The organism is Nocardia aegles, from assembly GCF_052545135.1.
Genome location: NZ_JBQWRI010000008.1, coordinates 1 through 12,528, shown reverse-complemented (window position 1 = coordinate 12,528; position 12,528 = coordinate 1). Strand labels below are relative to the sequence as shown.

The following is a 12,528-nucleotide window of genomic DNA, read 5'->3' as shown; positions in this document are numbered from 1 at the left end:
CCGATGCAGGATCGCCGTACGCCTGGCGGGTACGGCCCCCGGGGCGCGACGGACGGCTCAGGCCTCGCCGAGGGTGGTCCGTGCGAGCCGCTGTTCGAGCTCGGCGATCCGCTGCCGGTAGTCGGCCAGTTCCCTGAGACGAGAGCTCATCTCGTCGGTCAGCTGAGCGATCCGGCCGAGGTAGCGGTGCGCAGGACGGTCGGCCCAGTAGGCGCCGGCGCGGCCGTACTCCACCGCACGATCGACGTCGCTCGCGGCGACTCCCGCCGCGACCGCGTCCGTCCTCGCCGCCGCGAGCGCCGCCTCGAGCTGCTCCACGCGCAAGCGCATCGCCTGGTCGTGACCAGCGGTCCCGAGTGCGGCGCGCTCGGCGGCGAGGTCCTGGATCTCCCGCAGGTACCCGGCGTTCTGGGCGTCCTGCACGGCCAGCAGCTCGTAGTCGAGTGCGATCGGCGCACGGCGAACCTGGTCCGGCAGCAGAGCCGTGCGCGGCCGCAGGTCGATGCCGAAGACCGGAACCCGGTCCCGGGCGGGTGGATTCGGCTTCTTCCTGATCACAGGCACCGTGTACTCCGCACTTCCGGCGTAGACGTCCGTCATCGTCGATCGACCTCACCTATGGCCACCGCGCGGCGGTTCGTGCGGCCGGCCATGTTCTGCCCCTCTGCCCGCGCGACGGGCAGGTCATCGGATCGGCGCGGCGTCCCCGCGCCGGTTGCTGCGGTGCAGCATGTGGACATCCTGGCCAATAGTTCCGGTGTCGGCTTCCGCCACTATCCTCACTGGCGAGAAGTCCACTCGGGCAGCCTTTTTCCTGACGACGGACTACGTCCGACCGCACCTATTAGGCGTACCTCCGCCTTCGCTCCGGCCATGCGCAGACTGACGACGGACTACGTCCGACCGCACCTATTAGGCGTACCTCCGCCTTCGCTCCGGCCATGCGCAGACTGACGACGGACTACGTCCGACGGCACCCATTAGGCTGAAGCGAGTGAACACGCACGCACGGCTCGTCCAGGACTACGAGGCGGGTATCGGTGTCACCGCCTCGCCCATCTCGCCCGCGCCAGACCCGTGCGGCAATCTCGCCGCGACATTGCCGGTCTGGGCCCTTGCCGCCGGTTCGGTCGCGGCGTTCACCGCCGCCGCGAACCGCATGCGAACCGCGCGTGGTCTCGACCCGGTGGCGCATCGCATCGACCCGGCCCGCATCACCGCGTCCTTCTCCAGCGAGCGACTGTTACGGGTCGGCGGCCGGCAGCCGACACCACTGGCCGAGCTCTCCGGCTTCTTCCCGACCTTCGACGGATGGGTTCGCACCCACGCCAACTATCCGCATCATCGGGCGCGGCTGCTCGCCACACTCGGCCTGCCCGAGTCCGCTCCCGTCGACGTCGCCGTCGCCCAGATGGCCATGATCCGCGCCTCGGACCTGGAGGACCAGGCGGCCGCGCACGGAGCCATCGCCGTCCGCGTCCGCACCGAGGACGAATGGACCGCGAGCCGGGAGGGACAGGCCGCGGCGGCGGGTCCGGTGGTCGCGGTCGACCCGCGCGCCGATCGGGGGAAAGCCGGATTACCGGCGGGCGCCGCACCTTTGCAGCCGCTGCGGGGCTTGCGCGTGCTCGATCTGACCCGGGTGATCGCGGGCCCGGTCGCGACACGGGCGCTGGCCCTGCTCGGCGCCGACGTCTTGCGGGTCGACCCGCCGCAACTGCCCGAGATCCCCTGGCAATTCGCCGACACCTGTCAGGGCAAGCGCTCGACATTCGTCGATCTGCGCACCCGGGGCATCGATGACCTGGTCGCCGCCGCCGACGTGCTGATCACCGGATACCGGCCGGGCGCGCTCGAGCGCGCCGGGGTGCGGGCAGCCGCCCGTCCCGGGCTGATCCACGGTCGGGTGTCCGCCTGGGGTGAGACCGGTCCGTGGGGTGAGCGGCGTGGCTTCGACAGCATCGTGCAGGCCGCATCCGGCATCTCGATCCTGGAGGGCGCGCCCTCCGTACCCGGGGCGCTGCCCGCGCAGGCACTCGACCACGCGTCGGGTTATCTGCTCGCGGCGGGGGTGATCGACGCCTTGGTCGCGCGTGCCGGCGACGGCGTCGGACGGGATGTGCGGGTGGCTCTGGCCCGTACCGCGTCCTGGCTGCTCGGCGCTCCGGACCGCACACCGCGTCATGCCGGGGCCGCGGCGCCGAGCGCGGCGCAGGTCGTCCGGCACGGGGAGGTCGTCACCGCGCCGCCGGTCCTCGCCGAATACCCGGATTACCCCTGGCCCGCGCCCGCCTACGGCGCGGATCGTCCCGCCTGGCCACTGCCGGCGCACTGACCTTCCCGCTGGGGCGCCGTGAATTCGTTCGGGGTGGTCGCGGTGCGCTCGCGCCGAATCCCGCCGCTCGAGCGGGTGACTAATCCTCGGTTCCGGCCAGTGCGGCGACCGCCTGCGCCAGGCGGTCGCCGTCCGGGAGGTCAGCCTCCGGAGCGATCGTTCGCAGCACGCCCAAGCCCTGGACGAGCACGAAATACAGTTCGGCGATCGCCTCGGCTTGATCTCGGCTCAGCCGCGGATGCGTCTGCCGCAGCACGTCCGCCATCTCCCGGTAGGCCCCGGGCAAAGCCTGCGCGTAGAACTTCTGTGACTCCGGCGAGCGGGCGACGCGGATCAGGTTCTCCATGCTCGCCACCATGTTGTCGCGATTCTCGGCGAACACCGCGGGCATGCCGTTCCACATCGCGGCGAACGCCGTCAGCGGCTCGACGCCACTGCCCTCGCGAATCTTCTGTTCCATGCTGTCGCCGATCGCGGTGCCCAGGGAGTCGGCCAGTGCCTCGGTGATCAACTGGTCCTTGGAGCCGAAGTGGTATCCGATCGCAGCCAGGCTCACCCCGGCCGCCGAGGCGATGTCGCGGGCCGTCGCCTTGGCGACGCCCCGCTCGATGATGACTTTTCGTGCTCCCGCCAGCAGATCCTCGCGATTACCCATGAACCGAGGCTACAACGTCTAAGACATATGTACTAGACGTATGTACTACCGCCTGCGATCACCGAGCCACCGAGCCCTGGGCGTCGCCCCGGCACCCCGGCTCGCTAGTCTCGTCCCGTGCGGCAGAAGATCATCCTGGACGTCGACACGGGCATCGACGATTCGCTCGCGCTGCTGTACCTGCTCGGCTCTCCCGAGGCCGAAATCATCGGAATCGCCGCCACCGCAGGCAACGTTCCGGCGGCGCAGGTGGCCGCGAACAATCTGGCCTGGCTGGATGTCTGCCACGCGCCGGACATCGAAGTGGCGCTCGGCGCCGCCGAACCACTCGCCATCCCGCTGCGCACCACCGAGGACACGCACGGACCCCACGGCATCGGATACGCCGAACTCCCCGCGTCGGCTCGCCACCTCTCGCCGCGATCGGCCGCGCAGATGTGGGCCGAACTGGTGCGCGCTCATCCCGGCGAGATCGTCGGCCTGTGCACCGGGCCGCTGACCAACCTCGCGCTCGCCGTGCGGATCGAACCCGAGCTGCCGCTGTTGCTGAACCGCCTGGTGATCATGGGCGGCGCGTTCAACCACCCGGGCAACACGACACCGACCAACGAGTGGAACGTGCACGTCGACCCGGAGGCGGCCAAAGAGGTTTTCGACGCGTTCGCCGCGGCACCCGCCCACCGCAGGCCGATCGTGTGCGCGCTCGACATCACCGAGACCATCGAGATGCGGCCCGAGCACCTGGTCCGCATCGCCGATCGCGCGAAGAGCCATCCGGTGGAGGTCGTCTCGCCTGCCGATCCGCCCGAGGCCCGTTCGGTGGCGAGCAATCCGATCGTCCGGTACGTCACCGATGCCGTGCGGTTCTACTTCGATTTCCACCACGGTTACGATTTGGGCTATCTGGCCCACATGCACGATCCGTTCGCGGCCGCGGTAGCGCTGGACCCGGCGCTGGCCCGCACCCGCCCGGCGACGGTGGATGTGGAACTGGCGGGCACCATCACTCGCGCGACCACGGTCGCCGACTGGACGGGCATGTGGGGCCGGGAACCCAACGCCGAGATCGTGATCGGCACCGACCAGGAGTTGTTCTTCGAGCGACTCATCGCGCGGGTCGGCGACCTCGCGTTCACGGTGCGTCCGCCCGCGGCGCAGGAGCTGCGATGAGCGACGCCGACGAAACGACGCACCTGTCCGGATTCCGCAACCGGCTCGCGCTGCCCGCAATCATCGATGTCCATACGCATTTCGTGCCCGACCGGGTCCTGCGGAAGGTGTGGGCGTACTTCGACTCGGCGGGCCGCTGATCGGCCACACTTGGCCGATCACCTAGCACGCCGACGAGCAGGTCCGTGTGAAGACGCTGCGCGACTTCGGCGTTCGCGCGTTCACCGCCCGTGGTGGCGCGGATTCAGCTGAACGGCCGTTGACCCCGACGGTGGGGCGCCGGATCGGGATCCGGCCGCAGCGGCCGGTCGAACGCGTTCAGCAGTTCCTCGGCGGCGAGCGCGGCGGTGAGGGTGCCGTCACGGACCTGCTTTTCCACTTGCGCCCGAATGGCTTTCACCTCCGGGTTGTCCGCCAGCCTGCGTAGCAGCTGGTCGTGCACCATGGTCCAGGTCCAGTCCACCTGCTGGCGACGGCGTTTCTCGGCGAACTCCCCCGCGTCGGTGAGCACCCGACGATGTTCCAGCACGGTGTCCCAGAAGCGGTCCAGGCCAATGCCTTCCAAACCGCTCATGGTCAGCACCGGCGGCCGCCACAGCGCGTCGCGCGGATGGATCAGGCGCAGCGCGCCCGCCAGTTCCCGGGCGGCGGATCTGGCCTCGACCTCGTGTTTGCCGTCGGCCTTGTTCACCGCGACCAGATCGGCGAGTTCGAGCACACCCTTCTTGATGCCTTGCAGCTGATCACCGGTTCTGGCGAGGGTCAGAAAGCAGAACACGTCGACCATGTTCGCGACGGTGACCTCCGACTGGCCCACCCCGACGGTCTCCACCAGGATCACGTCGTATCCCGCCGCCTCGAGCAGCACGATGGTCTCGCGCGTCGCCTTGGCGACACCGCCGAGGGTACCCGCCGTCGGCGACGGCCGGATGTAGGCGTCCCGCTGCACCGACAGCCGCGCCATCCTGGTCTTGTCACCGAGGATGGAACCGCCGGTCCTGGTGGACGACGGGTCGACCGCGAGCACCGCGACCCGGTGCCCCCGCTCGATCAGATACATGCCGAGCGCGTCGATGAAGGTCGACTTGCCGACACCCGGAACACCCGTGATGCCGACCCGGTTGGACGGCGTGCCTCCCGCGCCCGCCTCCGGCGTCAGCTTCAGCAGCAGTTGCTGCGCCAGCGCGCGGTGATCGGCCCTGGTGGACTCCACCAACGTGATCGCCCGCGCCAGAGCGGACCGCTCGTCGGCGCGGACCGCCGCGGCGAGGGCGTCGACGTCGATCGCCCGGCGCGCGGCCACCTTCGAGGTGTCGCGCGCCGGGGAACCCGCTTCGCTCATTCCGTCGCGGCGGAATCCGCGGCGCCGCTGCCGAGTTCGTGACCGAGTTCGGCGCCGAGCTTCTTCAGCAGGTCGATCGCCGCGTCCGCGATCACCGTGCCGGGCGGGAAGATCGCCGCCGCGCCCGCCTGGTAGAGCTCCTCGAAGTCACCGGGCGGGATGACACCGCCGACGATGACCATGATGTCGGGGCGTCCGACATCGGCCAGTGCCTGCCGCAGGGCCGGCACCAGCGTGAGGTGGCCCGCCGCCAGCGACGACACCCCGACGACGTGCACGTCGTTGTCCGCCGCCTGCTGCGCCACCTCTTCCGGGGTCTGGAACAGCGGGCCCACGTCGACGTCGAAGCCGAGGTCGGCGAAGGCCGTGGCGATCACCTTCTGTCCCCGGTCGTGGCCGTCCTGGCCCATCTTCGCGACGAGGATGCGCGGCCTGCGGCCCTCGGCCTCGGCGAATTCCTCGACCAGCCCACTCGCCTTGGTGATGTTGGTGACCTTCCCTGCCTCGTCGCGGTACACACCGGAGAGCGTACGGATCTCCGCCTGGTGGCGACCGTACACCTGCTCCAGCGCATCGGAGATCTCGCCGACGGTGGCCTTGGCCCGCGCGGCATCGATCGCCAGCGCGAGCAGGTTGTTCGCCATGCCCCCCTCGGAAGAGGCCGCGGCACGGGTCAATTCGGCCAGCGCCCGCCGCACCGCGTCGGGGTCGCGCTCGGCGCGCAGCCGCTCGAGCTTCTCGATCTGCTCGGCGCGCACCCGCGAGTTCTCGACCTTGAGCACCTCGACCTGCTGGTCCTCTTCCACCTGGTACTTGTTGACGCCGATCACCGGCTGCTGGCCGGTGTCGATACGCGCCTGGGTGCGCGCGGCGGCTTCCTCGATGCGCAGCTTCGGAATGCCTTCGCCGATCGCCTGCGCCATGCCGCCGTGCGCCTCGACCTCCGCGATGTGCGCGCGGGCGCGGTCGGCCAGCTGGTGGGTGAGCCACTCGACGTAGTACGAGCCGCCCCACGGGTCGATCGGGCGGGTGGTGCGCGACTCCTGCTGGATCAGCAGCTGGGTGTTGCGGGCGATGCGGGCGGAGAAGTCCGTGGGCAGCGCCAGCGCCTCGTCGAGCGCGTTGGTGTGCAGCGACTGGGTGTGGCCCTGGGTGGCGGCCATCGCCTCGATGCAGGTGCGCGCGACATTGTTGTAGGCGTCCTGCGCGGTGAGCGACCAGCCGGAAGTCTGCGAATGGGTGCGCAGCGACAGCGATTTCGTGCTCTTCGGGTTGAACTTCGCGACCAGCTCGCTCCACAGCAGGCGACCGGCGCGCAGCTTGGCGACCTCCATGAAGAAGTTCATGCCGATGGCCCAGAAGAACGACAGCCGCGGCGCGAACTTGTCGACCTCCATGCCCGCGTCGATGCCCGCCCGGATGTACTCGACACCGTCGGCGAGGGTGTAGGCCAGCTCCAGGTCGGCGGTCGCGCCCGCTTCCTGGATGTGGTAGCCGGAAATGGAGATCGAGTTGAACTTCGGCATCTTCGCGCTGGTGTAGGCGAAGATGTCGGAGATGATCCGCATCGAGGGCTTCGGCGGGTAGATGTAGGTGTTGCGGACCATGAACTCCTTCAGAATGTCGTTCTGAATGGTTCCGGCCAGCTGCTCGGGCGCGACGCCTTGCTCCTCGGCGGCCACGACGTACAGCGCCAGGATCGGCAGCACCGCGCCGTTCATCGTCATCGAGACGCTGACCTGGTCCAGCGGGATGTGGTCGAACAGCTCGCGCATGTCCAGGATCGAGTCGATGGCGACGCCCGCCATGCCGACGTCACCCTGTACCCGGGGATGATCGGAGTCGTACCCGCGGTGGGTCGCCAAGTCGAACGCGACCGACAGACCCTTCTGGCCCGCCTGCAGATTGCGCCGGTAGAAGGCATTGGAGTCCGCGGCGGTGGAGAAACCCGCGTATTGGCGGATGGTCCACGGCTGGTTGACGTACATCGTCGGGTACGGTCCGCGCACGAACGGCGCGACACCGGGCACGCTGTCGAGCGGATACCCCTCGGCCGCGATCGCGTCCCGGTCGGCCTTGGTGAACACCGGCGGCACGTCGATGCCTTCGGGCGTCGACCACACCAGCTGCTCGGGGGCGTAGCGGTTGGCCGCCGCGGCCGCGCGCACGTACTCCGTCACCTGCGCCGCGTCGACCGCGGCGGGCTCCGGCGCGCCCTCGGCCAGCGGCACGTCGGCGAAACTGCCGATCACGTGCTTGATCTCACGAGTAGTCATCAGGCTCCCACCTTCTCCAGCAGGCCGGACAGCGTGGCGACGGCGTCGATGCGCGCGGCGAGGAATCCGTCCGGGCGCCGCGCGTCGTCCAGATCGGCGACGGCCTTCGCCGCGCCGGCCACCAGCACGGTGGGCACGCCGGCGGCACGCAGTTGCTGTACCGCCGCACCGGCTTCGGACCCGTACCGTGTGTCCGAGCCGCACAGCACGGCGATCGGCGCCCCCGCTTCGGTGGCCGCCGCGGCGATTCGGTCCACCGTGAGCGGCCCGGGATCGATCGACTCGATACCGCCCGAAGCCAGCAGGTTCGCGGTGAAGGTGACCCGCACGTTGTGCTCGGCCACCGAACCGAGGCGCACCAGCAGCGCTTTCGGCCGCGTTCCGTGTGCGGCGAGGTAGGCGTCGGAGCGGTTGCGCAACTGCTCGAACGCGGCGCCGTAGCGGGCCACTCGGCCCGCCTGCCGCGCCGCCTCCGACAGCGGCTGCTCGGCCAGATTCGGGAATTCGTTCACGCCGGTGACGGCGGTCTTGCGGTGAGCGACATCGGTGTCGCGAGCGGTCTTCGTCTCGGCGACGCGCTCGGCGAGCAGTCCGGACTCCAGCGCGGCGAGGTAGCCACCGGCCGCCTCGATCTCCTGGAGGAACTCCCACGCCTTCGCGGCCAGCGCGGCGGTGAGATCCTCGACGAACCAGGAGCCCGCACCAGGGTCGAGCACGTGGCCGAGGTGCGATTCCTCGAGCAGCAGCAGCTGGGTGTTGCGGGCCATCCGATCAGCGAACGACTGCGACACGCCGAGCTCACCGGGCGGCAGAGCGGAGTCGAACGGCAGCACGGTCACCGTGTCGGCGCCGCCGATGCCCGCACCGAACGCGGCGAGCGTGGTGCGCAGCATATTCACCCAGGGATCGCGCTGACTCATCATGGCGGCCGAGGTGACCGCGTGCTGCGGCGCGCCGCCGAAATCCGGTGCGCCGCATACCTGCGCGACCCGCGCCCACAGCTGCCTGGCGGCACGGAACTTCGCGATGGTGGCGAACTGATCATCGGTGGCGGCGAACCGGAACTCCAGTTGTCCCAGCGCGTCGGCGATGTCGAGGCTCTCGGTCAGCGACCGGAGGTAGGCCAGTCCCGCGGCGACGGCCGCGCCCAGTTCCTGGGCGTCGGAGGCGCCGGCATCATGGAAGACGGTGCCGTCCACGGTGATCGCGCGCACCGTCTCCCGCCGCTGCGCCGCCCGTTCGGCGAGCGCGACGGCAGCGGCGGGGCCGATGTCGGCGAGGTCGGCGAAGCGGCTGGTCAACGGTGCGGCGCCGAGGTTGATCCGAATGTCTTCGCGCGTCTCGGCGGCGTAGCCGTCGAGCACCGTGAACACCTGTGCGGCCGCGTCGGTGACGTCGCCGCCCGCGTCCAGCGTGAGGGGGGCCAGTTCGAACAGCAGGCCGGTCAGAGCGGTCGGCAGATCCGGCACCGGCACGCCGCGCTCGCCCACGCCGAGCCAGATCGCGCTGATCCCGTTCTCCAGTGCGGCCAGGATTTCGCGGTTCGCCGCCGCGGCGTCGGACCGGCCGAATCGCGCGCTGACAAACCAGCCCCGGTGCACATCACGGGTGGCGTCCCGGCCGCGAACGAAGGGAAAAGTTCCCGGCAGGGGATGTTCCGGCAGCTCGTCGCGCCGGGTGTAGAGCGGGGCAATGGTCAATCCGTCATAGGTGGTCTCGTCGAGCAGCCGCTCGGGCTCCTCGGGAAGTTCGCCGACGTCGACGCGGCGAGCCTTCGCCAGCACCCCCGCAACGCCCTTGCGCCATGCGCCGTATTCGGGCACCGGGTCGGTCCCGGGATCTGAAGCAATCGGCATAGCTTGCTGTTCCTCTTCCTCACCACGGGCGCACCGCCAGTGCGCGCCCGAACCCTCACATTCGCCCAGCTCAGCGACTACTTCGGTTAACGGTCATTCGTCCCTCTCCCACCGATGCTAGCGGGCGCATTCCGGGCCGGTTCACGCTGCCCGCCACTACCAACCGGTAACCTGTCGCCCGTGACAGAGCCGCCCGTGACAGAGCGCAGCACCAACCCGCCCGACGCCGCCGGGCGTCGGCGCGGCGCAGTCGTGGCCAGGCTGATCCGCGACCCGCGGATCGTCGCGCTCGTCGTCGGCGCGGTGGCTCTGTTCGGCGCCGCGCTGTTGGTTCCGCTGCCGTCGCCCCGCCAGGTGCAGGACTGGGCGACGTCCGTGGGCCCGGTCTTTCCACTGCTGTTCTTCCTGGTCCACGCCGTGGTGACGGTTGCACCGATCCCGCGCACCGTGTTCACCGTCAGCGCCGGACTGCTGTTCGGCCCGCTGTTGGGCGTCACGCTGGCGGTGGGCGCGACGACCGTCAGCGCGGCACTGGCGATCCTGCTCATCCGCGCGCTCGATCGCAATCAGGTCGCGGCCCGGCTCACCCACCCCGCGGTGCGCGCGATCGACGAGCGTCTCGCGCGGCGGGGCTGGCTGGCGGTCGGCTCACTGCGGCTCATCGCGGCGGTGCCGTTCTCGGTGATCAACTATTCCTGCGGATTGTCCTCGATCCGGTTCTGGCCCTATCTGATCGCCACAGTGCTCGGCGTACTGCCCGGCACGGTCGGCACCGTCATCCTCGGCGACGCGCTCACCGGCACGACCCATCCGGCAATGCTCGCGCTGTCCGGCGTCTGCCTCGCGGTGGGCCTGGCCGGTCTGGTGGTCGACGCGCGATGGACGACGGCGGTCCCCGCCCCGGTGGACACCGTGGAGCCCGTCCCGGCCGCCGACCAACGCGCTGCCGATTCCGTCGCTACGGCGATCACGTCCACACGGCCCCGTCGCCGATAACCGCGGCGGGCAGCGGCACCCCGTCACCTCGGCACGCAGCTGCCGCTGATGCCCTGGGCGTCAGCCGATTTCGACCGCGCCGAGTCCAGCAATGAAATCACCGCGGCGCGGCCCGGCGTATCCGGCCGGGCCACCGCGGACGACCGCTACGACACAGACCCGTCCGCGGTTCAATAAAAATACGCCGGACCGAAAATCGAGACAAAAGAGATATCCAGACAGCCTATTCATCTCGGGGCTGCGTCTTATCCGAATCGCAGCTCACTCGGTGCCGGCGCCGCCCGCCGAATCGAGCCGCTGCCTTACTGTTCGGCGCAGTATCGCACCGCGCGAATCTCCACCGAGGAACTAACGCGCCCCGGTTATCGCTGTCGTCAATTCGGCAATTATTTCTCACCGTTTGGGTGTACGCGAACGAACCGGTCGGCTTAGACTGAATTCGGTCGGGGTCTGGAGGCTAGGTGATGACCGTTCCGCGACCGCAGTTCGACCCCTACGCGAAATCGAACGCTGTACCGGAAGTGTCGCCACCAGAGCCTGTACCGCTGTCGGCCGGACAGCGGGGGCTGTGGCTGGCGCAACGACTGAGTCCGGACGTTCCGATATGCGAGGCGCAGTACGTCGAGTTCCACGGGGACCCGAATCGCGAACTCCTGCGTCAGATGATGATTCGAGCGGGCCACGAGTTCCAGTCGGGATATTTGCGACTGGTAGAGGTGGACGGTAGCCCGCATCAACTGTTCGACCCGTCGCTGCATTCCACCGGGCCGGTGCTCGATATGCGCACCGAACCCGATCCCATGGCGGCGGCATTGCAGTGGATGCGCGACGAATACACCGCACCACTGGATATGACTCGAGACCGGCTGATCGCATCGGCACTTTTGCAGGTCGGGGATCGACATTACTTGCTGTACAGCAGAATCCATCACGTCGCATTGGACGGCTATGCCGCGATGACGATGCTGAACCGGCTCGCGGAGTTGTATACGGCCGCCGTGCAGGGCCGGCCACCGGAGCCGAACCGGGCGGCGGACCTTCGCACACTGTACGAGGCCGACCGCGCTTATCGGGAATCGAAGCGGTTCGCCGACGACGAGGCCTATTGGGTGCAGAAACTCGCCGGCGTCGCCGACGACGAATCCAGCCTGGCCACCGGCTACGCGCCGCCGTGCGCGGACAGCGTGGTCGCGATCGCCGAACTGCCGACGGATCTCGTGGGGCGGATCGCGGACTCCGCGAAAGCACAGAACGCCAGCCCGGCGGCGGTGGTGATCGCCGCGTTCGGATGTTATCTGGCGCGGATGACCGGCCGGGACGAGGTGCTCGTCGATATTCCCGTCTCGGGCCGGACCACGGCCGTGCTGCGCCGGTCCGGCGGGGTGTTCGTCAACCTCGCGCCGCTTCCGCTCACACTCGGCGCGGGGGACACGGTCGCGACGCTGGTACGGCGGGTGCAGTCGGACTTGGTCGGCGCGTTGCGGCACCAGCGGTGCGGCCTCGCCGACATTCGCGCCGCCACCGGATCCCGCGGGCTGCGGCGGTTCGCGGGCCCGATGGTGAACGTCATGTTCTTTCCCCAGAAGATCCGCTTCGGCGATCTGATCGGGGACTTCCATATCCTCAGCTCCGGGCCGGTCGAGGATCTGCTGGTCAACCTGTATCAGACCGGGGAGCCGCCCCGGACGATCCTCCACTTCCTGGCCAATCCCAACCGCTACACCGACACCGAACTCTCCGCGCACCACAGCAAGTTCACAGCGTTCCTCGACGCGTTCGCCGCCGCCGCGCCGGACACCGACCTCGGGCGGATCCACCCCAGCAGCGCTCGCGAGGCGGCCCGGATCCGGAGGCGCCGAGACAACCTCGCGTACTGGCGGGACGCGCTGGCGGATCTT

At 69.5% G+C, this 12,528-nt stretch carries 10 protein-coding genes; 5 read left to right on the top strand and 5 right to left on the bottom strand.

Going from position 1 to position 12,528, the window contains the following annotated elements; all coding sequences use genetic code 11:
* Positions 1-57: 57 nt before the first annotated feature.
* Complete coding sequence (locus ACT89H_RS21350) at positions 58-600, bottom strand: hypothetical protein (protein WP_445110404.1); 543 nt, start codon at positions 598-600, stop codon at positions 58-60.
* 394 nt (positions 601-994) lie between these two features.
* On the opposite strand from ACT89H_RS21350, the gene ACT89H_RS21345 reads away from it, so the two are divergent.
* Positions 995-2,335 (top strand): CoA transferase, encoded by a 1,341-nt coding sequence (locus ACT89H_RS21345; protein WP_445110403.1) that lies wholly within the window; start codon positions 995-997, stop codon positions 2,333-2,335.
* A gap of 79 nt (positions 2,336-2,414) precedes the next feature.
* Here the strand turns inward: ACT89H_RS21345 and ACT89H_RS21340 are convergent, their stop codons facing one another.
* Entirely contained in the window at positions 2,415-2,990 is a 576-nt protein-coding gene (locus ACT89H_RS21340) for a TetR/AcrR family transcriptional regulator (RefSeq protein ID WP_445110402.1), read from the bottom strand.
* Positions 2,991-3,107: 117 nt separating this feature from the next.
* On the opposite strand from ACT89H_RS21340, the gene ACT89H_RS21335 reads away from it, so the two are divergent.
* The gene (locus ACT89H_RS21335; RefSeq protein ID WP_445110401.1) at positions 3,108-4,160 is read left to right on the top strand and encodes a nucleoside hydrolase; all 1,053 of its coding nucleotides are present in this window, start codon (positions 3,108-3,110) and stop codon (positions 4,158-4,160) included.
* Positions 4,157-4,300, top strand: coding sequence for a hypothetical protein (locus tag ACT89H_RS21330; protein ID WP_445110400.1), 144 nt, complete (start codon positions 4,157-4,159; stop codon positions 4,298-4,300). The genes ACT89H_RS21335 and ACT89H_RS21330 overlap by 4 nt, the downstream gene beginning before the upstream one ends.
* Positions 4,301-4,404: 104 nt before the next feature.
* On the opposite strand, the gene meaB is transcribed toward ACT89H_RS21330, so the two are convergent.
* From meaB to ACT89H_RS21315, 3 genes are read right to left on the bottom strand one after another with little or no spacing between them, the layout of a single operon-like run.
* A complete protein-coding gene (gene meaB / locus ACT89H_RS21325) occupies positions 4,405-5,502 on the bottom strand; it encodes a methylmalonyl Co-A mutase-associated GTPase MeaB (RefSeq protein ID WP_445110399.1) in 1,098 nt (365 codons plus the stop codon).
* Positions 5,499-7,778 carry a methylmalonyl-CoA mutase gene (gene scpA, locus ACT89H_RS21320; RefSeq protein WP_445110398.1) on the bottom strand — a complete coding sequence of 760 codons (2,280 nt, stop codon included), beginning with the start codon at positions 7,776-7,778 and terminating at the stop codon, positions 5,499-5,501. The genes meaB and scpA overlap by 4 nt, the downstream gene beginning before the upstream one ends.
* On the bottom strand, positions 7,778-9,634 hold the full coding sequence (locus tag ACT89H_RS21315; RefSeq protein WP_445110397.1) for a methylmalonyl-CoA mutase family protein: 1,857 nt from the start codon (positions 9,632-9,634) through the stop codon (positions 7,778-7,780). The genes scpA and ACT89H_RS21315 overlap by 1 nt, the downstream gene beginning before the upstream one ends.
* A 252-nt stretch (positions 9,635-9,886) precedes the next feature.
* On the opposite strand from ACT89H_RS21315, the gene ACT89H_RS21310 reads away from it, so the two are divergent.
* Complete coding sequence (locus ACT89H_RS21310) at positions 9,887-10,630, top strand: TVP38/TMEM64 family protein (protein ID WP_445110648.1); 744 nt, start codon at positions 9,887-9,889, stop codon at positions 10,628-10,630.
* 464 nt (positions 10,631-11,094) lie between these two features.
* The coding region (locus ACT89H_RS21305) for a condensation domain-containing protein (protein ID WP_445110396.1) at positions 11,095-12,528 on the top strand (1,434 nt) is incomplete at its 3' end.

What these genes read in the sequence shown, in the direction of transcription:
- ACT89H_RS21350 (WP_445110404.1), bottom strand. Translation starts at nt 600, where the DNA reads ATGACGGACGTCTACGCCGGAAGTGCGGAGTACACGGTGCCTGTGATC.
- ACT89H_RS21340 (WP_445110402.1), bottom strand. Translation starts at nt 2,990, where the DNA reads ATGGGTAATCGCGAGGATCTGCTGGCGGGAGCACGAAAAGTCATCATC.
- ACT89H_RS21330 (WP_445110400.1), top strand. Translation starts at nt 4,157, where the DNA reads ATGAGCGACGCCGACGAAACGACGCACCTGTCCGGATTCCGCAACCGG.
- meaB (WP_445110399.1), bottom strand. Translation starts at nt 5,502, where the DNA reads ATGAGCGAAGCGGGTTCCCCGGCGCGCGACACCTCGAAGGTGGCCGCG.
- scpA (WP_445110398.1), bottom strand. Translation starts at nt 7,778, where the DNA reads ATGACTACTCGTGAGATCAAGCACGTGATCGGCAGTTTCGCCGACGTG.
- ACT89H_RS21315 (WP_445110397.1), bottom strand. Translation starts at nt 9,634, where the DNA reads ATGCCGATTGCTTCAGATCCCGGGACCGACCCGGTGCCCGAATACGGC.